The sequence below is a fragment of the Mesorhizobium sp. LEGMi-168a genome (genome assembly GCF_058312955.1).
This window is the reverse complement of sequence record NZ_JBZEGV010000001.1, coordinates 380,451-400,597: the sequence shown is the minus strand read 5'-3', so window position 1 is coordinate 400,597 and position 20,147 is coordinate 380,451. Positions and strand designations below refer to the sequence as shown.

The following is a 20,147-nucleotide window of genomic DNA, read 5'->3' as shown; positions in this document are numbered from 1 at the left end:
CACATCAATCGGGCATTTGTGCGGCGCTGCCGTCGAACCGCGGCAATTCCAGGGCAAGTTCCGCCCGGAGTGTCGCCAACCAAAGACAGGTGAAAGAGGTCAGATGGTCGTTTCGCTTTCACGCCGCGGCGAGGTCGAGCCGTTCCACGCCATGGATATCCTGGCAGAGGCCAACCGGCTGAAGGCCACCGGTGTTCCCGTGGTGTCGATGGCGGTCGGCCAACCGTCGGACCCGGCGCCGGCCGGTGTCCGCGAAGCCGCGGCTCTGGCGCTCAAGCACGGCCGCATCGGCTACACCGACGCTTTGGGCTTGGCTGAGCTGCGCAAGGCGATCGCTGCGCACTATGGCGAGCATTACGGGATCGACGTCGCGCCGGCCCGAATCGCGGTCACCACTGGCTCGTCTGCAGCCTTCAACCTCGCTTTCCTGGCGATGTTCGACCCGGGCGACCGCGTCGCCATCGCAGCACCCGGGTATCCGGCATACCGCAACATCATGGCCGCGCTCGGCATCGAAATCGTCGAGATCGAGCTTGGCTCGGATGCCTATCTGCATGCCGATCACTTGAAGAGCGCGCATCGCGAGAAACCCTTGAAAGGCGTGCTGTTCGCCAGCCCCGCCAACCCGACCGGCGCGATCATTCCAGCGGATGAGCTTTCCGCGCTGGTGAAAACGGCGGAGGAACTCGGCATCGCGGTGATATCGGACGAAATCTACCACCGGCTGGCCTATACCGCGCCGGACGTCAGCGCGCTGACCTGTGGCGCCGGCGTGACGGTGATCAACTCCTTCTCCAAATACTACTGCATGACCGGCTGGCGCATCGGCTGGATGGTACTGCCGGACGAGTTGGTGCGGCCGATCGAGCGCATTGCCCAGAGCCTCTACATATCGCCGCCGGAACTGTCGCAGATCGCCGCGATCGAGGCCTTCAAGGCCACGCAAGAACTGGAGGCGGTGAAGGCCCGCTATGCCTGGAACCGCGACCTTTTGATGAAGCGCCTGCCGGAGCTCGGCTTCGCGCTTGCGGCACCCATGGACGGCGCCTTCTACGCCTTCTGCGACGTCACAAGGCACACCAATGACAGCATGGCCTTCGCGCGAAAAATGCTGGCCGATGCGCATGTGGCGGCCACGCCCGGCCGTGACTTCGATCCGCTCCAGGGCCACCGCACGATGCGCTTTTCCTATGCCGGCAGCCACGACGACATGGTCGAGGCGCTGGCGCGCATCGAACGCTGGCTGAAATAGACGCCATGCCGGAACTCGAGCAGGCGCTGGGCGAAGTCGCCGCCGAAATGGCGGAGCGCACCGATCGCGGCAATGTCGCCACCTATATTCCGCAGCTCGGCCAGGTCGATCCGACGAAATTCGGCATTGCCGCCGTGACCAATGACGGCCGCGTCCTCCTTGCGGGCGATGCCGATCAGCCTTTTTCGATCCAGAGCGTCTCGAAGGTGTTCACTCTGACCTTGGCGCTCGGCAAGGTCGGCGATGCGCTCTGGCATCGCGTCGGCCGCGAGCCGTCCGGCAATCCGTTCAACTCGATCGTCCAGCTCGAGCACGAGAACGGCATTCCACGCAATCCGTTCATCAATGCCGGCGCCATCGTCATCTCCGACGTCCTGCTTGCCGGTCATCAGCCGCGCGAGGCGATCGGCGAGATCCTGCGCTTCGTCCAGTTCCTCGCCGACGACGACACGATCATCATCGACCGCGAGGTCGCGGCCTCCGAACGCGCCACGGGCTACCGCAATTTCGCTCTGGCCAACTACATGAAATCCTTCGGTAATCTCCATCACGAGCCGGAGCTGGCCTTGGGCGTCTACTTCCACCACTGCGCCATCGCCATGAGTTGCCGGCAACTCGCCATGGCCGGCCGCTTCCTTGCCAAAGGCGGCCGCAACCCGGCCACAGGACATTCGGTCGTATCGACCGAGCGGGCGCGCCGCATCGGCGCGCTGATGCTGACCTGCGGCCACTATGACGGCTCCGGCGATTTCGCCTTCCGCGTCGGCATTCCAGGAAAAAGCGGCGTCGGCGGCGGCATTCTTGGCATCGTGCCGGGCGTGGCCTCGCTTGCCGTCTGGTCGCCCGGCCTCAATGAGAACGGCAACTCCAAGCTCGGCTCGATCGCGCTGGAGAAGCTCGCCAGGATGATGAACTGGTCGATTTTCGCGCCTTGAGCGGCCGGTTCGGAAAAGAAAAATCCCGCGCTGGATAGCGCGGGATTTTTTGCTAACAGATCGTCTTAACAGACTGAAACGGCTTAGAAAAAGCCCTTTCTCTGCCACCAGCCGGCGCGCTTCGGCTTTTCTTCGGCCTTGGCCTCGTCGGTGACGTTGGATGAAACGACGGGGACGGCCGGCGCGTCGCTCGACTGGGGCTTGCGCCGCGTCGGGTGCGCATTGACGGACGCTTCGGCATCGGTCGGGGCGGAAGCTGCCGGCTCCGGTTCGGCGACCGCAGGCGTGGCGGCAAGCTCCGCGACCGGCTCTGGCGCGGTCTCGGTCACCGTTTGCTCGACAGTCTTCTTGGCCCGCGATGCACGACGCGGTTTCTTTGGCTTCTCCGCTACCGGAGCATCGTCATTGGCGGGCGAGGGCGCGGCCTGCTCTTCGGCTGCCGCTACCGGCGGTGCGCCTTCGGGAGCTTCTTTTTCAGCTTCCTCGCCTTCGGTTCCATCGGCCGCCTCGCTGGCCGCATCGGCGGCGATTTCGCCGTCTTCGCGGCGATTGCGCTTGCCGCCGCGCTTGCCGCGACGGCGCTTCTTGCCGGCACCGTCCTCCGACGATTCCACGGTCCCTTCCGTATCGGCCGGCGCGTCGGCCTTCAACTCGGCTGTCGCTTCGTCTTCCTGTGCGGCGGCATCCGCCTGCACGGGGGCCGAAACGGCTTCGCCATGGGCCTGATGCTCGCGATCGCGATCCTTGCCGCCGCGCCGCCGCCGGCGCTTGCGGCGCTTGCGGCCTTCGCCATCCTCGGACCGCTGCTGGTGCTGGCCCTGCTGCGGGTGACGCGGCTGCTCGGCTTCGACCGAAACCTCGTCTTCCTCCTCGACGACGATCTCGTCCTCGGGCTCTTCCGGCTCGGCATAGGTCGGCAGGCTGCGCACCTCGACGAAGCCTTCCGGCTTCTCGGCCACGGCGCCGCGGAAGATCGCGTAATGCTGCGCGCCCAGCGTCTCGTCGGCCTCGAGCGTGATCGTCAGGCCGAACCGGGCCTCGAGCTCGACCAGGTTGGCGCGCTTGTGGTTGAGCACATAGAGCGCCGTCGCCGCCGGCGTGCGCACGGTGATGTGGCTGCGCGAATCCTTGAGCAGGAATTCCTCGATCGCCCGCACCACCATCAGCGCCACCGAAGAGTCGGAGCGCACATGGCCCGTACCGCCGCAATGCGGGCAGGGCTTCATCGTCGATTCCAGCACGCTGGCGCGGATGCGCTGGCGCGACATCTCCATCAGGCCGAAATGCGAGATGCGGCCGACCTGGATACGGGCACGGTCGTTCTTGAGGTGGTCCTTCAGCCGCTTCTCGACGGAGCGGTTGTTGCGGTTCTCCTCCATGTCGATGAAGTCGATGACGATCAGGCCGGCAAGGTCGCGCAGCCTTAGCTGCCGCGCGACTTCCTCCGCGGCCTCCAGATTGGTGTGGAGCGCGGTGTCCTCGATCGAATGCTCCTTGGTGGAGCGGCCGGAGTTGACGTCGATCGAAACCAGCGCCTCGGTCTGGTTGATGATGATGTAGCCGCCGCTCTTCAGCGTCACTTGCGGCTGCAGCATGCGGTCGAGCTGCGCCTCGATGCCGTTGCGCACGAAGATCGGCGTCGTGTCGCGATAAGGCTGAACCACCTTGGCATGGCTCGGCATCAGCATGCGCATGAAGTCCTTGGCCTCGCGATAGCCGTCGTCGCCGGAAACCAGGATCTCGTCGATATCCTTGTTGTAGAGGTCGCGCACCGAGCGCTTGATCAGGCTGCCTTCCTCATAGACCAGGGCAGGGGCCGAGGATTGCAGCGTCAGATTGCGGACGTTTTCCCAAAGCCGCATCAGATATTCGTAGTCGCGCTTGATCTCCGCCTTGGTGCGGCTTTCGCCGGCGGTGCGCAGGATGACGCCCATGCCTTGCGGCACCTCGAGGTCGGCGACGACCTCCTTCAGCCGCTTGCGGTCCTGGGCGTTGGTGATCTTACGCGAGATGCCGCCGCCACGCGCGGTATTGGGCATCAGCACCGAGTAGCGGCCGGCGAGCGAGAGATAGGTGGTGAGCGCCGCACCCTTGTTGCCGCGCTCTTCCTTGACGACCTGGACCAGCAGAATCTGGCGGCGCTTGATGACTTCCTGGATCTTGTACTGGCGGCGGACCGGCTTGCGGCGGTTGCGGACCTCTTCCAGCGCATCCTCGGCGCCGACCGATTCGATCTCGTGCTCGTCCGAATGCGCGGATGAGACCTCTTCGAGCATGCCGCGATCGCTGTCGCTGGGAGCGGCTTCGTCCGCCGATGCGGCCTCGCTGGTAGATTCAGCCTGCGGCACCGCTTCGGAAATCACATCCGCATCGATGCTCGCAGCCATCGAGGTGGGGCCACCTTCGGCAGGCTGTTCATCCTCGTGCTCGGCGGCTTCGCCTTCGGCAGCGTCGCTGCCGGCTTCGGGCGCCGTGCTTTCCTGTTCGCCGGCTGCCTCGGCTACGGCCTCGACGGTTTCGGCGTCTGCCTCGGCGTTCTCCGCCGGGGCATCGGTTGCTTCGCCGGCCTCATTGCCAGCTTCTCCCGAAGCCGCGGTGTGCTCGGCATTTTCGCTATTTTCGTCGGAACCGGCAGCGTCGGCGCCGCGCTTCTGCTCGGCGCGGTCGCGATTCTTGCCGCCGCGCCGGCGGCCACGGCGGTTGCCGCGATCGCGCGCCTGCTGCTCCTCGCCGGCCTCGGCCTCCTCGTCGTCTTCGTCCTCGGCCTCCTGCGCTTCGGCGCGCAGCAGGGCCTGCCGGTCGGCGACCGGGATCTGGTAATAGTCGGGGTGAATTTCACTGAAGGCGAGAAAACCGTGACGGTTGCCGCCATATTCGACAAAGGCTGCCTGAAGGGAAGGCTCGACGCGGGTTACGCGGGCGAGATAGATGTTTCCTTTGAGCTGCTTCTTGTCCTGGGATTCAAAGTCGAATTCTTCGATACGGTTACCGCGAACGACAACAACGCGTGTTTCCTCCGGGTGGGAGGCGTCTATCAGCATCTTGTTGGGCATTATTTCGTTTCCTCCCGGCAGCCATCAGCCGCAGCTGGCGAGGCAGACCCCGCCGCTGTGTGCCTGGATTTGTGTGGATGCCGGATAATTGAATGTCCGCCGGCCGCTGCTTCAACGCGATGGCGGTGCCGCCCGCAGCCACAATGGCGCGGTTCGATGCGGACCTTTCCATGATTGCGCTTGAAGCCATCGGCACCCAGCAGAACCTTTTGAACCAAAGCCCGGGCTGAGCCGGACCAGCTTGTTTGCTCACACAGAGCCGGCGCGGGACATCCCGGCCGTTTTCATCGCGCAAGCGATTCCCCCGCCACGGGAGCACGCCTGCGAAAATCGTCGCGATCGCCTGAAACCCGGAAGCGCCTCTTACCCCTGGCGGGAAACTGCAGAGGCGGACGGTTCCAGGATTGCAGTGATCCAATGTCGCTTTTATGATTTGGCGTGGTGGAAGGCAACCCCGATTCCGGATGCCGGCAAAAAGCGCTTCCGTTGGGGAAGATCGTGCTCCACCCGCTGCATGAAAAGGCTTGGTTAACCTTCTCTGGATACCAATCGTTAATCGAGTTGGCTGCCAGACAGGCCCTTCTGCGAAACGACCCGGCGCAAGGCGCCAAACCGGGAGCGACGGACAAGAGATGGGACTGGCAGGCACCGCAGACAAGGGGCGTGGCGCCGCCGGGCATCTCCGGCTCATGGCGAGGGCGCTTTTCCTGCTGGCGGTCCTGTTTGGCCTGACCGCCGCCGCGCGGGCCGTAGGGCTGCTTGGCGCAACCGGCTACAGGATGGCAGGCGACGCCACCAAGATGCGCATCGTCATGACCTTCGACCGTGAGCCGGACGTGAAGTGGTTCCTGCTGCGCGGCCCCAACCGCCTTGTCGTCGACCTGCCGCGCACGCGATTCGCCCTCGACGCCAAGGACGTGAAGCCGCGCGGGTTGGTGCGCGCCGTTCGCTTTGGCGACCAGGGTCAGGGCTCGCGGCTGATCCTCACCGGCAAGGGGCCTTTCGCCGTCGACAAGCTCGACGTGCTGAAGAACGACGACGGCGGCGGCTATCGCATCGCCATCGACATGTCGGCCGCGTCGGAACGGGAATTCGACGAAGCCCTCGCCAACCAGTCGCTGGCGACCGGCTCGACCGTTTCCGCCGACAAGGGCGGCCGCGTCGGCACCGGGCCGATCTCGGCGCCCGGCCATCGCTTTACAGTGGTCATCGATCCCGGCCACGGCGGTGTCGACGGCGGCGCGGAGAGCGCCGGCGGCACGGTCGAGAAGAATGTGACGCTCGCCTTCGCCGCCGAATTGCGCGACAAGCTCGCCGCGGTCGGCAAATATGATGTGTACACGACGCGGGAAAACGACGTGTACCTCACGCTCGACGACCGCGTGCGCATTGCCCGCCAGCACGAAGCGGACCTGCTGATCTCGATCCACGCCGACACGATTGCCGTCAAGGGCCTTCGCGGCGCCACGGTCTACACACTCTCGGACAAGGCCTCCGACCCCGAGGCCCAGGCGCTCGCCGATCGCGAAAACCTGTCCGACCAGTTCGCCGGCATGAAGATCGAGGACGACAACAAGGAGGTCACCGACATCCTGATCGACCTGATCCGCCGCGAGACGCACGGCTTTTCGATGAGCTTTGCCCACACGCTGGTCGGCCAGTTGTCGACCAGCGTCGGCCTGATCAACAACCCGCAGCGTTCGGCCGGCTTCAAGGTGCTGAAGGCGCCTGACGTTCCCTCCGTGCTGGTCGAACTTGGCTATCTCTCCAACAGCAAGGACGAGGCGCAACTGCTCAGCGCCGACTGGCGCGGCAAGGCGGCGCAGAGCATAACCAATGCCGTTGCCCTGTTCGCCGCGGCGAAAGCCGGAGCCCGGGCTGGCGGCTGACGGGTTGCACCGGGCCACAACCATGAGCCGTCTTACAACCACAAGCGGCGTTGCATGACGACAACACGTAGCGTTATTATTTGGCGGACCGAGTCCTGAAATTTCGCGCTGCCGTATTTTGTCCACATGGTGGCGACATGGGTTTTTCATTGCGGATTGGGACCGCCCCGTGAAGCTTGCGCGACTGTCGGCTTCGTTTAGGAAAATCCCGAACCTCGGACTGGAGCGGGCATGATTCGTCTCATCGGCTATTTCTTCGGCATCGGCACGACGCTTGCGCTGCTGGTCGCCGCCGGCCTGGCCATCTACATCAGCCACCTGACGAAGGATCTGCCCGACTACGAAGTACTGGCCAAATACGAGCCGCCGGTGACGACGCGCATCCATGCCTCGGACGGCTCGCTGATGGCCGAATACGCCCGCGAGCGGCGCCTCTATCTGCCGATCCAGGCGATCCCGGATCGGGTCAAGGCCGCCTTCATGTCGGCCGAGGACAAGAACTTCTACAACCACCCCGGCATCGACATCACCGGCCTTGGCCGCGCCATCATCGTCAACCTGCAGAATTTCGGCTCCGGCCGGCGCCAGGTCGGCGCCTCGACGATCACGCAGCAGGTGGCGAAGAACTTCCTGCTCTCCTCGGACCAGACCTACGAGCGCAAGATCAAGGAGATGATCCTGGCCTTCCGCATCGAGCAGGCCTATTCGAAGGACCGCATCCTCGAGCTCTATCTCAACGAGATATTCTTCGGCTTCGGCGCTTACGGCGTCGCGGGCGCTGCGCTCACCTATTTCGACAAGTCGGTCAACGAACTGACCGTCGCCGAGGCCGCCTATCTCGCTTCGCTGCCCAAGGGCCCCAACAACTATCATCCCTTCAAGCACGCCGACCGCGCGCTCGAGCGCCGCAACTGGGTCATCGACCAGATGGTCGAGAACGGCTACGTGACGCGCGAGGAGGGCGACAAGGCCAAGGCCGAGCCGCTCGGCGTGACGCCGCGCCGCAACGGCTCCTATCTGTTCGCGGGCGAGTTTTTCACCGAGGAGGTGCGCCGCCAGATCATCGCCCGCTATGGCGAGAACGCGCTCTATGAGGGCGGCCTGTCGGTGCGCACGACGCTGGATCCGAAGATCCAGTTGATCGCCCGCAAGTCGATGCAGAACGGGCTGCTGAAATACGACATGCTGCGCGGCTATCGCGGACCGGTGACCCATATCGACATTTCCGGCGACTGGGGCGTGCCGCTCGGTGCCGTCAAGGGTCTGGAGGACGTGCCGGAATGGACGCTGGCCGTCGTGCTCGACAGTTCTGCCGATGGTCTGACGATCGGCATTCAGCCGTCGCGCCAGGTCTCCGGCGACCTCGTCAAGGATCGCGTCGAGGGAAACGTCAGCAAGGACGATATGGGTTTCGCCATGCGTCATGTCGTCAACGGCAAGTCGGTCCGGGCGAAGTCTCCGGCGGAGGTGCTGGAGCCGGGCGATGTCATCTTCGTGCAGAAGAACGACGGCTCCGACAATACCTACAGCCTGCGCCAGGTGCCGGAGGTCGAAGGCGGCCTGGTTGCGATGGATCCCCATACCGGCCGTGTGCTGGCCATGGTCGGCGGCTTCTCCTACGCGCAGTCGGAGTTCAACCGCGCGACGCAGGCGATGCGCCAGCCAGGCTCCTCGTTCAAGCCGATCGTCTATTCGGCGGCGCTCGACAACGGCTACACGCCGGCCTCCGTGATCATGGACGGCCCGATCACCATCCAGAGCGGCAACACCACCTGGACGCCGAAGAACTATGACGGCACGGTCGCCGGCCCCGCCACCTTGCGCTCCGGCATCGAGAAGTCGCGCAACCTGATGACGGTGCGGCTCGCCAACGACATGGGCATGAAGCTGGTCGTGGAATATGCCGAGCGCTTCGGCGTCTACGATCATCTCGCGCCCTATCTGCCGATGGCGCTGGGCTCCGGCGAGACGACCGTCATGCGCATGGTCTCGGCCTATTCGATCATGGCCAATGGCGGCAAGTCGATCAAACCGTCGCTGATCGACCGCATCCAGGATCGCTACGGCAAGACCGTGTTCAAGCAGGACGAACGCGGCTGCGAGGGTTGCAACGCCAACGAATGGAAGAACCAGCCCGAGCCCGAACTGGTCGACAATTCCGAGCAGGTGCTCGACCCAATGACCGCCTACCAGATCACCTCGATGATGGAGGGCGTCGTGCAACGCGGCACCGGCGCCACCATTGCCGAGCTCGGCCGCCACATCGCCGGCAAGACCGGCACGACCAACGATGAGAAGGACGCCTGGTTCATCGGCTTCACGCCGAACCTGGTCGTTGGTCTCTATATGGGCTACGACACGCCGCGCGGCCTCGGCAAGGGCGCCACCGGTGGTGGTCTGGCCGCGCCGATCTTCAAGGATTTCATGCGCGTCGCGCTCGATGGTACGCCCAATGTCGACTTCCAGGTTCCGGAAGGCATGAAGCTGATCGCCATCAACCGCAAGACCGGCATGCGCGCGGCCGAGGGCGATCCCAACACCATCATCGAAGCGTTCAAGCCCGGCACCGGCCCGGCCGACAGCTATTGGGTCATCGGCATGGGCGCGGACGGCTCCAACGGCGCCGGCGGCGCCCTGTCGCCGCAGGCCACGCAAGCCATCCAGGACGGCGGCGGCGGGCTCTACTAACATTTCCAGATTTCGGAATGGGTCGGCAGGTTAGGGCCGGCCCATTTCGCTTTACAGGCGGCGGTGGCATGCCTATGTATCGCGCCGATTCCGAAAAGAACGAGAAGAACAGGACAGCACGAAGACCCATGCGCGCGGAAACGCTCAACATTGTCGACGAGATCAGGCAGGCGATAACCCTGCTGAGGAGGCATCTTTGACTGGGATCAGGCCATCAAGCGGCTTGAATACCTGAACTCGCGCGCGGAGGATTCCAGCCTCTGGAACGACCCTGTGGAAGCGCAGAAGATGATGCGGGAGCGCCAGAGCCTCGAGGAAGGCATCGGGGCGGTCAAAGGGCTGACCCAGGCGCTCGAGGACAATATCGGCTTGATCGAGCTTGGCGAGGAAGAGGGCGACGAAGGTGTCGTCGCCGAAGCCGAAGCGGCGCTGCGCTCCATGCAGGGCGAGGCCAAGGCCCGCCAGGTCGAGACGCTGCTCTCGGGCGAGGCCGACGCCAACGACACCTATCTCGAAATCCATGCCGGCGCCGGCGGTACCGAGAGCCAGGACTGGGCCTCGATGCTTTTGCGCATGTACACGCGCTGGGCCGAGCGGCGCCGCTTCAAGGTCGAGGTGCTGGAAGTTCATGACGGCGAAGAGGCCGGCATCAAATCCGCCACGGTCCTGATCAAGGGCCACAACGCTTATGGCTGGCTCAAGACCGAGTCCGGCGTCCACCGCCTGGTGCGCATCTCGCCTTACGACAGCAATGCGCGGCGCCACACGTCTTTCGCCAGCGTCTGGGTCTATCCCGTCATCGACGACTCGATCGAGATCAATGTCTCCGAATCCGACGTGCGCATCGACACCTATCGTTCCTCAGGCTCGGGCGGCCAGCACGTCAACACCACCGACTCGGCGGTCCGCATCACCCATCTTGCGACCGGCATTGCGGTCGCTTGCCAGGCCGAGCGCTCGCAGCACAAGAACCGGGCCAAGGCCTGGGAAATGCTGCGCTCTAGGCTCTACGAGGAAGAGCTGAAGAAGCGCGAGGCGGTGGCGAATGCCACCGAGGCGTCGAAGAGCGATATCGGCTGGGGTCACCAGATCCGCTCCTATGTTCTGCAGCCCTATCAGTTGGTGAAGGACCTGCGCACCGGCGTCGAAAGCACCAGCCCGTCCAGCGTGCTCGATGGCGATCTCGATGAGTTCATGGAGGCCTCGCTGTCGCATCGCATCGAGGGCGGCGCCGGGGAGGCGGTGGCGGACCTGGATTAGAGCGATCCGAGAAAAGCCAGCCTACTGGCAGGCGGCGGCTAGCAGGGAGGATATCTTGGCAAATCCGGAGAAGGCAGGCGCTCGCACGCTTGCCGGAAAATGCTTCTGCGGCGCAGTTTGCTACGAGGTGGCCGACGAATTCGTCTACGCGGCCAATTGCCATTGCTCCAACTGCCGCCGCACCACGGGGTCCGCCTTCAAGCCCTTCGCCGGCATCGAGCGCGACAAGTTCCGTCTCACCGCGGGCGACGGCAAGTTGCTGATCTACGGCGACGCCAGCGGCCATGACGCGCATTGCGGGCAATGCGGTTCGTTGCTCTATTCATTGGTGCGGGAGGGCGCCTATGTCCATGTCGCCATGGGGACGCTGATGGATGGTCCGACCATTCGCCCGAATGCACACATCTTCGTCGGTTCCAAGGCGTCATGGTTCACGATTACGGACGACCTGCCGCAATATCGTGAACATGTCACCGGCTGAAGGCCGGAACCTCCGTCAGCAGAATTTCGTTCTTAGGCACCCTGGTCGCAGGCTTGTCGTTCAATTCTGGTTAACCAAGTCGGCGCACCCTTTTCTGTGGCCGATGCTGAAGCCCCGGTGCGATCCGAAGGGCGCGCCCACTTCTTGCGCCGGCCAAGGAATCAGCTCAGCATTTGGGCTGGGGGATAGAAGCATTTATGGCCGGACGCGGCATATCTGCGACTGACGATCCGGCCACTGGGAAGACACGTTCCGGGAACGGGCAAGCGAAATCGCTTGATGCTCGAAAGGAACGCTTCGATGTCTGCTGCCAAGTCAAGATCGGCCCAAGCCGTTCACCCGGCCGGCCGACTCCTGTTTTCCCTGCTCGTCACCGGCGTAGTCGCGGTTCTGACTGCGCCTGCTTTCGCGCACGACGCCAAGCCTACGGCGGCCATGCCGCAGGGCTGGAGCTATCCCTTTGCCTGCTGCGCCAACTACGATTGCCGCACTGCCCACACGGGTGAGGTCCTTGAGAAACCCGAAGGGTATGTCATTGCCGGAACCGGTGAAGTTGTTCCCATGACCGACAAGCGGGTAAAGGATAGCCCGGACGGTGAATTCCATTGGTGCGCGCATCAGGCTGGCTTGGATGCCGGCAAGACGATCTGCCTGTTCGTGCCGCCGCGTTCCTACTAAATGCATGTCGCCCAAAAGTGCGCAGCGGTTTTGGAAGAACGACATGCATCAAAACAAAGACTTGAAGCGCATCGCCTGAATCCGTTTCTGCGAGACGCGCTTTAGGGCCGACCGCCGAACTGCCAAACCTGCTGGCGGACAGTTGTCAGGACCGCTTCTTTATGTTGCCTTGCCGCTAAAGCAATTCCGCAGCGGTTTCCGTCCGGAATTGCGTGATCCAGGGCGGCGGACGACGGAGAGGTGACGTTCATGACCATCAAGGGAAGCTGCCACTGCAAGGCGACGACATTCGAAGTGTCCGAAGCGCCGCAGACAGTCACGCAATGCACATGCTCATTCTGCTCCAAGCGCGGGGCGCTCTGGGCTTACTACGTCCCATCGCAATTCAAGCTCACCAGCCCGCCTGGGAACGTCTCCTTCTACCGCTGGGGCTCGAAAACCATCAAACACGGTTTCTGCGCCACCTGCGGCTGCGGCACCTTTACCGAAACGCCCGATTGGTCGACTGGTCAGCCCGACTTCGATAACCCGAAGATCAGCGTCAATTCCCGCCTGTTCGACGATTTCGACCTGGACAAAGCCGAGGTGGTGGTGATCGACGGCAAGAACCTCTGGTAGCACGCTTTGCCGTTCCGCTTTTTGCCGCAATTCATGTTACAAGGCATGCGGAAGGGCTGATTTGGCGCGGCTGCAACGGCCGCGATTTGGAGAGGGACCATCTTATGAAGAAGACCGTGCTCGTCGTCGTGGCGACGGCTGTGCTCGTGAGCGCCTGCACCACCACCGATCCGTATACCGGCGACCAGAAGATCTCCAACACGGCGGCCGGCGCCGGCCTCGGCGCCCTGGCAGGCGCCAGCCTCGGTCTGCTGGCCGGCGGCAATGACCGCCGCAACGCGCTGATCGGCGCGGGCATCGGCGCGTTGGCCGGCGGCGCGATCGGCGCGACGATGGACCAGAACGAGGCGGAACTCCGCCGTCAGCTGCAGGGCACCGGCGTCAGCGTCACCCGCAGCGGCGATCAGATCATCCTCAACATGCCGTCCGACATCACCTTCAACGTCGACCAGGACGCGGTGAAGCCCGGCTTCTACCCGGTGCTGAACTCGGTGGCGCTGGTGCTGAACAAGTTCCGCCAGACCACGGTCGACGTCTTCGGCCACACCGATTCCACCGGCGGCGACGAGCACAATTTCGACCTGTCGCAGCGCCGTGCGCTCGCGGTCGCCAACTACCTCTCCGGCCAGGGTGTCGACTCTCGCCGCTTCGCCGTCACCGGATTCGGCAAGACGAGGCCTGTCGCTTCCAACGCGACGGCCGCCGGCCGCGCGCAGAACCGTCGCGTCGAGATCCAGCTGTCGCCGCTCACCTGAGAGAAAACCACTCACGGCAACTAAGCAAAACGGCCCTGGAAGGGGCCGTTTCTGTTTGGCGTGACCTCAACTTAGGTCAAAAGTCTTAGGCCATTAGCTTGCTCTAATTGATACTTTTCCAGAGCCATGGAAAGGACTAGCATCGGTGCTGTTCCAGAGGGGATGAGGCGGTAACTGGCCGCGCCATCAGCATTTTTCCGCCTCGGTCTTGCACGGCCAGATCAAAGTCTGGGAGGAATGCATGACAAGAACGGCTCGCCTTGGGCGCTGCGGCGTCCTCGTTTTGACTGGTCTTCTTGGCGCCTGGCTCGGCGCCGCCACGGCTCGGGCCGAAGACGCCAACAAGGCCGACATTGAAGCCTTGAAAAAGTCGCTCGCCAAATATGAGGACTACAAGGCCGCCATCCGCGACCTTTATCTGTCGACCGAAGGTTGCGTCTACTTCAGCGGCGAAAAGATACCGGGCACGATGGACTACCCGAAGGGCGCCATGGGCGTCCATTTCGTCAACGTCCCAAGTGTCGGCCAGAAGCTCGACCCGATGAAGCCCAACGTCTTGATCTACGAGCCGACCAAGAAAGGCTTGAAACTGGTCGGCGTGGAATGGCTGGTGCCGCTGACGCCGGACGTCAAGGAAGCCCCGAGCCTGTTCGGCCAGAAGTTCATGGGGCCGATGGAGGGGCACTATCCGCTGATCCCGAAGGAGTTCGTCCACTACGATCTTCATGCCTGGCTGTTCAGCGACAACCCGAACGGCATGTTCAGCCCGACGAACCCGAATGTGAAATGCAGCAAGGCCGAGTTTCCGATGCTGGAGAAACCGACCAAGATGATGCCGGGACCGATGTAGGGGCTAGCGGGGCAATTGCAGAAAAAGGTGCTCAGCTGAACCTTTCAGGCGAAGCGGCAGCAAAGAAAACGGCCCCGATCGGGGCCGTTTTTGTTTCTCACCCGCGCGGTACCGAAGTCAGACCTTGGCGACGATCCGCATGAAGGCGGGCACGTCGTCGCCGAAGCCGACGGTCGCGTCGTCTTCCTCCTGCCGATGGCGGGCAGGGCGGTTGTGATCGCGCTGGGAACGGCCATCGCCGCGTTGTTCGTTGCGGTTGGCGGAACCCTTGCGGTCGTTCTCGGAACGGATCGCGTCCTTGCGGGCGCGGCGCTCCGCAATGTCGGCGACCTCGGCGACCGGCTGCTCTTCGCGCGCCGTCTCCGGCGTCTCGTCCTCGCCATGCCTGGCGTGACGCTCCTTCTTGCGCTCGCCCCGGCCCTTGCGGTCCTCATCCTTACGGCCGGCGCGGCGCGGGGCGCCACGGCCACGGCGGGGCGCATCCTCGCCTTCGCTCTCGGTGACCGTCGACAGGTCGCCGTCATGCCACTCGATCTTGGTGCCGATCAGCCTTTCGATCGCGTCGACATATTTGGTGTCGGAGCGCGTCGCGATGGTGAAAGACTTGCCGGAACGGCCGGCGCGGCCGGTGCGGCCAATGCGGTGGACATAGTCCTCGGCATGGATCGGCACGTCGTAGTTGAAGACGTGGCTGACGTCCGGAATGTCGAGGCCGCGCGCGGCGACATCCGAGGCGACGAGGTAGCGCAGCTTGCCGTCGCGGAAATTGGCGAGCATCTGCATGCGCGCCCGCTGGTCCATGTCGCCATGAAGCGCGCCGGCATCGAAATCATATTTCAGCAGCGAGCGGAAAAGCTCCGACACCTCGACCTTGCGGTTGCAGAAGATGATGGCGTTCTTCAGGTCGCCATCTTCGGCCTTGATCAGGTTGCGCAATGTTTCGCGCTTTTCCCACGGCTTGGCGCCGGACTTCACCAGCCGCTGCGTGATGTTGGTTGCGGTGGAAGCCGCCTTCGAGACCTCGACGCGCACCGGCGCGTGCAGGAATTTTTCGGTGAGCTTGGTGATTTCCGGCGGCATGGTCGCCGAGAAGAACAGCGTCTGGCGGGTGAACGGGATCATCTCGCAGATACGCTCGATGTCGGGGATGAAACCCATGTCGAGCATGCGGTCGGCTTCGTCGATGACGAGGATCTCGACGCCGTTGAGCAAGAGCTTGCCGCGCTCACGATGGTCGAGCAGACGGCCGGGTGTGGCGATCAGCACATCGGCGCCACGCTCCAGCTTCTTGTCCTGTTCGTCGAAGGAGACGCCGCCGATCAGGAGCGCGATGTTGAGCTTGTGGTTCTTGCCGTATTTGATGAAGTTTTCCTCGACCTGCGCCGCCAGTTCACGCGTCGGCTCGAGGATCAGCGTGCGCGGCATGCGGGCGCGCGCCCGGCCCTTTTCCAGTCGCGTCAGCATCGGCAGCACGAAGGAAGCGGTCTTGCCCGTGCCGGTCTGGGCAATGCCCAGCACATCCTTGCCGAGCAGCGCATGCGGGATGGCGCCGGCCTGGATCGGAGTCGGCTTGGCATAGCCGGCGTCGGTGACTGCGGAGAGGACCTTCGGCGACAGGCCGAGGTCTGTGAACGTCAACGCTTCTTGAGCGGTCTGGGTGTCTGCGGACAAGTGATGGCTGTCTTCGGCTGGTTCGGGAAAATCGCAACACGCGTTGCGGCAGGCGCCGCGCGCCTGCAAGATCGCGGTTGCAGTTAGGCGCAAGTCCGCGATTTGTCAACAGAAACGGCCCGGAAATCCAGCGATTGTGAAGACGTAACCTTAATCGCGGTGCTTAATCGGGGTCTTGTCCTTGCGCCGGCTCAATAGCGGAATTGCTCTGCAAGAATACGTTCGTTCCAAGAATGGTTGGGATCGAACAGCAACGTCGCCGTCGCGGTCGGCGATTCCCGGACGGTGACCGAGGCAATCGCCTTGACCTCGGTATGGTCGGCGGCGGCGTTCACCGGGCGCTTTTCCCACTCCAATAGGACGAAGCGCACCGTTGCCTTGAGCGACAGCAGCGCGCCGCGCCAGCGCCGCGGCCGGAAGGGGCTCACCGGCGTCAGCGCCAGAAGCGGCGCGTCGAGCGGCAGGATCGGCCCGTGCGCCGACAGATTATAGGCGGTGGAGCCGGCGGGCGTGGCAATCATCACGCCGTCGCAGTTCAGTTCCTCCAGCCGCACCTGCTCGTCGACGGTAATGCGGATTTTCGCCGTCTGATAGGACTGACGCCAAAGCGCCACTTCGTTGATCGCCAGAGCCGAAACGGATTCTCCGTCATGCGTGACCGCGACCATTTCCAGCGGGCGGATCGTTTCGGACACCGCCCTCGCGATGCGCTCCTCGAGACCGCCGGCGCGATATTCGTTCATCAGGAAGCCGATGGTGCCACGGTTCATGCCGTAGACTTTCTTGCCGGTGCTCATCGTGTCGCGCAGCGTCTGCAGCAGGAAGCCGTCGCCGCCGAGCGCAATGATGATCTCGGCGTCCGCGACGGGCATCTGCCCATAGCGCGCCGACAAGGTGTCCAGCGCCGCGCGGGCGTCGTCGGTGTCGGAAGAGACGAAGGCGAAGCGGCTGGTTTCTTTGCTCATGGCTCCCGGGGGGCGACCGCTTGCATGGCCGCGCCGGCGACGGCGTAGCATGCGGCGCAGGCCTCTGCAAAGGGCGGTTGCCGTGGCTCGAAGGGAAGGCGCAATCGCGCTTCGTGACAGACGTGCAACGAATGTGATGCCCGGAATGGTTAAGACGAAGCTTAAACACTCGTAAAGCCGGATCGATCATGTTAGCCGGCAGTGGATGGGTTGGCGGGGGCTGGCCAGTCGAGAGACCTGTCTATTGCCGGTGACGCGTCTGATCATAGTCTTCCTGATGATGGGAAGTTTCGCCCTCATGTTCGCCGAACTGGTGCGGCATTCGGAAGAGATGAGTTTGCGGCCGCAGCAGCCCACGGTTTCCCGCTGCGGCGACGCCGCCGGAACGCCCTGTCCGCAAAGGGCGCTTTAAGTCAGCATCGCAAATAGCGTCGGATCGTTCAGGTGCCCTGCTGCAGGTGGCAGCCGGCCTTGCGCTTGTGCGCGAGATATTCGTCGATGAGCTGGCGGTAGCGCACCTTGCCGAAGCTCGGGAAATGGCCGCCATGCACGACCGATACGTCGATGTCGCGCATAGCAAGCAGCGTCTCCACATAGTCATCGATGTCCGAGTGGTAGACGTCGTCGATCAGCGGCCCGTCATAGACGATGTCACCGGAAAGCAGGATGCCCGTCTTTTTCTCAAAGAGCGCGATGCCGCCCGGCGAGTGGCCGGGCGTGTGGATGACCTCGAAGGCGCGGTCGCCGAGATCGACCACGTCTCCATGCTCGAGCAGCTGGCCGGCAGGAGCGGGCAGGATGCGGTAGCTGGCTGTGTCCCAGCCCTCCGGCAAGCGATCGAACATGTCGTCGGTGGCGTAGCGGTCGGCGACCGTCCATTCGTTGCGCGGGTCGGCAAGGATGTCTGCCTCAGCCGAATGCACGCAGCGGTCCGGGAACTCGTGATGGCAGCCGATATGGTCGAAATGTGTGTGGCTGGCGACGCAGACGAGCTTCCGCCCGGTGACCAGAGGCACATGGCGCTTGAGACTGAAGTGGCCGAGGCCGGTGTCGAACAGAAGGTCGCGGTCGCGGCCGCGCACATGCCACATGTTGCAACGGAAGAACGGTTTTATCCACGGCTCGTGGATGAGCGTGACGTCGTCGCTCATGCGGATGGTTTCGTACCAGTCCGGAGCCTCGATCACCGGAAGCATGCTCATTTGCTCAGTCCGCCAGCAGGATGATGTCTTGAGCGTTGCATGAAACCGCCGTTGTGTCGCCTGCCTGAACGGCGGCAGATGCAGGCGCCTTGGCGATGAACTGCAAGGCAGGATACAGCGTCGAGGCTGCCAGCACGCGCTTGAAACTGCCCTGGAAGACGACGTCGCTGACCTTGGCCGTGCCCAGCGCGACATCGCCTTTGGCTTCGCCGAGGACGAGGTGCTCGGGCCGGATGGCAAGCGCAACGCCGGCGCCGGCGGGCGAAGTGCCGGGCAGCGAGATCGGGCCGAGCTCTGTCGTGACCGTGACGCGTCCATCCCGGGAATCGCCGGCCTTGCCGGCAAGGATCGTGCTCTCGCCCATGAAGGTGGCGGAGAAGCGCGTCTTCGGCCGCGCATAGACCCGCTCGGGCGAACCTTCATCCTCGATGCGTCCGTCATTCATCACCACGCAATGGTCGGCCAGCGCCATCGCCTCTTCCTGGTCATGGGTGACATGGACGAAGGCGGTGCCGACGCGCTTCTGGATCGCCTTCAGCTCGTCCTGCATCTGCCGACGCAGTTTGAGATCCAGCGCGCCGAGCGGCTCGTCGAGCAGCAGCACGGCCGGCTCGATGACCAGCGCGCGGGCCAGCGCCACGCGCTGCCGCTGGCCGCCGGACAGTTGGTGCGGCTTCTTGTCGAAGGCGGCGGCCAGTCCGACGAGAGCCAGCGCCTCGCGCGCTTTCGCCGCGCGCGTCGCGCCGTCGACGCCCTGCATTCGCAGCCCGAAGCCGACATTGCCGCCGACGCTCATATGCGGAAACAGCGCGTAGTCCTGAAAGACGGTGGTCGTCGGACGCTTGGCCGGCGGCACGGATGTGCAGTCCTCGCCGCGGATGAACACCTTACCTTCGCTGGGCGTGACGAAGCCGCCGAGGATGGACAGCAGCGTCGTCTTGCCGGAGCCCGACGGCCCAAGCAGGATCGTGTAGCTGCCGGGCTCGATGGCGAGCGAGACGTTCCTCAGCACCGGGAGCTGGCCGAAGCGGTGCGAGACGTTGCGGATGTCGACGAGGGGCGCGCTCATGCCGGCTTTCTCCGCAGCAGGGTCAGTTCGAAAAACACCACCAGGACGATGGAAACGGCAAAGACCAGCGAGCCGACGGCATTGGTCTTGGGATTGAGACCGGAGCGAAGCAGGTTCCAGATTTCCACGGGCAGCGTCGTCTCGAAACGGGTGAGCAGGAAGGAGATGACGAACTCGTCCCAGGAGAAGGTCATCGACAGGAAGAAACCGGCGAAAATGGCCGGCGCCATCACCGGCACGGTGATCATAAGAAGCACCTTCCATTCCGGTGCGCCGAGGTCGCGCGCGGCGCGCTCGATGTTGATCTGGTGGTCGCCCATCTGGCTGTAGATGATGGCAAAGCAGAGCGGCAGGTTGATCACCACATGGCCGATGCCGGCGGCAAGCAGCGACTTCGGCACGCCGGCCCAGTTGAACAGCACCAGCAACCCCATGCCGATGATGAGATAACTGACCGTGAGCGGCAGCGTGATCAGCCCACGCAGCAGCGCCGAGCCCGGCAGCACGAAGCGCGCAAAACCCCAAGCGGAGAGGAAGCCGAGCGTGACGGACGCCAGCGAGGAAAGAACCGCCACCAGCAGCGAATTGACCAGCGCCGAGGTCAGTCGCGTGTCGGACAGAACCGCCTGGTACCAGCGCAGCGACGGGCCGGTGAAGGGCGGGATCGGAAACGAGGTCGCCTGCAGAGAGAACAGCACCAGCACGACTACCGGCAGGAAGATGAAGCCGTAGACGGCGACGGCGTAGAGCCAGGCGGCGACGCGGACTGCGGCGCGCATCG

17 protein-coding genes are annotated in these 20,147 nt (G+C 63.9%); 11 read left to right on the top strand and 6 right to left on the bottom strand.

Annotated features, from left to right (window positions below; all coding sequences use genetic code 11):
* Positions 1-103: 103 nt before the first annotated feature.
* Entirely contained in the window at positions 104-1,252 is a 1,149-nt protein-coding gene (locus AC4FWB_RS02070; protein WP_491024099.1) for a pyridoxal phosphate-dependent aminotransferase, read from the top strand.
* 5 nt (positions 1,253-1,257) lie between these two features.
* Entirely contained in the window at positions 1,258-2,187 is a 930-nt protein-coding gene (locus AC4FWB_RS02065; protein ID WP_491024098.1) for a glutaminase, read from the top strand.
* A gap of 83 nt (positions 2,188-2,270) precedes the next feature.
* Here the strand turns inward: AC4FWB_RS02065 and AC4FWB_RS02060 are convergent, their stop codons facing one another.
* Entirely contained in the window at positions 2,271-5,240 is a 2,970-nt protein-coding gene (locus AC4FWB_RS02060) for an Rne/Rng family ribonuclease (protein ID WP_491024097.1), read from the bottom strand.
* A 92-nt stretch (positions 5,241-5,332) separates the two neighbouring features.
* Between AC4FWB_RS02060 and AC4FWB_RS02055 the strand changes: the two genes are divergently transcribed.
* The 9 genes from AC4FWB_RS02055 (at position 5,333) to AC4FWB_RS02015 (ending at position 14,459) form a co-directional block, all read left to right on the top strand.
* Positions 5,333-5,470, top strand: a complete 138-nt coding sequence (locus tag AC4FWB_RS02055; protein WP_157895961.1) for a hypothetical protein — start codon at positions 5,333-5,335, stop codon at positions 5,468-5,470.
* 402 nt (positions 5,471-5,872) lie between these two features.
* On the top strand, positions 5,873-7,129 hold the full coding sequence (locus AC4FWB_RS02050; protein ID WP_491024096.1) for an N-acetylmuramoyl-L-alanine amidase: 1,257 nt from the start codon (positions 5,873-5,875) through the stop codon (positions 7,127-7,129).
* 231 nt (positions 7,130-7,360) lie between these two features.
* Entirely contained in the window at positions 7,361-9,817 is a 2,457-nt protein-coding gene (locus AC4FWB_RS02045; protein ID WP_491024095.1) for a penicillin-binding protein 1A, read from the top strand.
* A gap of 128 nt (positions 9,818-9,945) precedes the next feature.
* Positions 9,946-11,077, top strand: a protein-coding gene (prfB, locus tag AC4FWB_RS02040) for a peptide chain release factor 2 (RefSeq protein WP_491024331.1) whose coding sequence is annotated in 2 segments (ribosomal slippage) — positions 9,946-10,011 and positions 10,013-11,077 — 1,131 coding nt in all. Because the reading frame shifts where the segments join, the coding sequence is not laid out codon by codon here.
* A 55-nt stretch (positions 11,078-11,132) separates the two neighbouring features.
* The gene (locus tag AC4FWB_RS02035) at positions 11,133-11,558 is read left to right on the top strand and encodes a GFA family protein (RefSeq protein ID WP_491024094.1); all 426 of its coding nucleotides are present in this window, start codon (positions 11,133-11,135) and stop codon (positions 11,556-11,558) included.
* A 300-nt stretch (positions 11,559-11,858) separates the two neighbouring features.
* Positions 11,859-12,236, top strand: coding sequence for a hypothetical protein (locus AC4FWB_RS02030; RefSeq protein WP_059184916.1), 378 nt, complete (start codon positions 11,859-11,861; stop codon positions 12,234-12,236).
* A gap of 249 nt (positions 12,237-12,485) precedes the next feature.
* Entirely contained in the window at positions 12,486-12,854 is a 369-nt protein-coding gene (locus AC4FWB_RS02025) for a GFA family protein (RefSeq protein WP_491024093.1), read from the top strand.
* A gap of 104 nt (positions 12,855-12,958) precedes the next feature.
* Positions 12,959-13,609, top strand: a complete 651-nt coding sequence (locus AC4FWB_RS02020) for a YiaD family glycine zipper/OmpA-like lipoprotein (RefSeq protein WP_059184805.1) — start codon at positions 12,959-12,961, stop codon at positions 13,607-13,609.
* Positions 13,610-13,850: 241 nt separating this feature from the next.
* Positions 13,851-14,459 carry a hypothetical protein gene (locus AC4FWB_RS02015; RefSeq protein WP_491024092.1) on the top strand — a complete coding sequence of 203 codons (609 nt, stop codon included), beginning with the start codon at positions 13,851-13,853 and terminating at the stop codon, positions 14,457-14,459.
* 117 nt (positions 14,460-14,576) lie between these two features.
* Here the strand turns inward: AC4FWB_RS02015 and AC4FWB_RS02010 are convergent, their stop codons facing one another.
* The 5 genes from AC4FWB_RS02010 to AC4FWB_RS01990 form a co-directional block, all read right to left on the bottom strand.
* Positions 14,577-16,130 (bottom strand): DEAD/DEAH box helicase, encoded by a 1,554-nt coding sequence (locus AC4FWB_RS02010; protein WP_491024091.1) that lies wholly within the window; start codon positions 16,128-16,130, stop codon positions 14,577-14,579.
* Between the two features lie 191 nt (positions 16,131-16,321).
* A complete protein-coding gene (locus tag AC4FWB_RS02005; RefSeq protein ID WP_491024090.1) occupies positions 16,322-17,095 on the bottom strand; it encodes an NAD kinase in 774 nt (257 codons plus the stop codon).
* 440 nt (positions 17,096-17,535) lie between these two features.
* Positions 17,536-18,297, bottom strand: a complete 762-nt coding sequence (locus tag AC4FWB_RS02000) for an MBL fold metallo-hydrolase (protein WP_491024089.1) — start codon at positions 18,295-18,297, stop codon at positions 17,536-17,538.
* 4 nt (positions 18,298-18,301) lie between these two features.
* A complete protein-coding gene (locus AC4FWB_RS01995) occupies positions 18,302-19,366 on the bottom strand; it encodes an ABC transporter ATP-binding protein (protein WP_491024088.1) in 1,065 nt (354 codons plus the stop codon).
* Entirely contained in the window at positions 19,363-20,145 is a 783-nt protein-coding gene (locus AC4FWB_RS01990; protein ID WP_491024087.1) for an ABC transporter permease, read from the bottom strand. The genes AC4FWB_RS01995 and AC4FWB_RS01990 overlap by 4 nt, the downstream gene beginning before the upstream one ends.
* Positions 20,146-20,147: the final 2 nt, after the last annotated feature.

Coding starts and splice junctions, on each gene's coding strand:
- AC4FWB_RS02070 (WP_491024099.1), top strand. CDS start 104: ATGGTCGTTTCGCTTTCACGCCGCGGCGAGGTCGAGCCGTTCCACGCC.
- AC4FWB_RS02065 (WP_491024098.1), top strand. CDS start 1,258: ATGCCGGAACTCGAGCAGGCGCTGGGCGAAGTCGCCGCCGAAATGGCG.
- AC4FWB_RS02060 (WP_491024097.1), bottom strand. CDS start 5,240: ATGCCCAACAAGATGCTGATAGACGCCTCCCACCCGGAGGAAACACGC.
- AC4FWB_RS02055 (WP_157895961.1), top strand. CDS start 5,333: ATGTCCGCCGGCCGCTGCTTCAACGCGATGGCGGTGCCGCCCGCAGCC.
- AC4FWB_RS02050 (WP_491024096.1), top strand. CDS start 5,873: ATGGGACTGGCAGGCACCGCAGACAAGGGGCGTGGCGCCGCCGGGCAT.
- AC4FWB_RS02045 (WP_491024095.1), top strand. CDS start 7,361: ATGATTCGTCTCATCGGCTATTTCTTCGGCATCGGCACGACGCTTGCG.
- AC4FWB_RS02030 (WP_059184916.1), top strand. CDS start 11,859: ATGTCTGCTGCCAAGTCAAGATCGGCCCAAGCCGTTCACCCGGCCGGC.
- AC4FWB_RS02025 (WP_491024093.1), top strand. CDS start 12,486: ATGACCATCAAGGGAAGCTGCCACTGCAAGGCGACGACATTCGAAGTG.
- AC4FWB_RS02020 (WP_059184805.1), top strand. CDS start 12,959: ATGAAGAAGACCGTGCTCGTCGTCGTGGCGACGGCTGTGCTCGTGAGC.
- AC4FWB_RS02015 (WP_491024092.1), top strand. CDS start 13,851: ATGACAAGAACGGCTCGCCTTGGGCGCTGCGGCGTCCTCGTTTTGACT.
- AC4FWB_RS02005 (WP_491024090.1), bottom strand. CDS start 17,095: ATGAGCAAAGAAACCAGCCGCTTCGCCTTCGTCTCTTCCGACACCGAC.
- AC4FWB_RS02000 (WP_491024089.1), bottom strand. CDS start 18,297: ATGAGCATGCTTCCGGTGATCGAGGCTCCGGACTGGTACGAAACCATC.
- AC4FWB_RS01995 (WP_491024088.1), bottom strand. CDS start 19,366: ATGAGCGCGCCCCTCGTCGACATCCGCAACGTCTCGCACCGCTTCGGC.
- AC4FWB_RS01990 (WP_491024087.1), bottom strand. CDS start 20,145: ATGCGCGCCGCAGTCCGCGTCGCCGCCTGGCTCTACGCCGTCGCCGTC.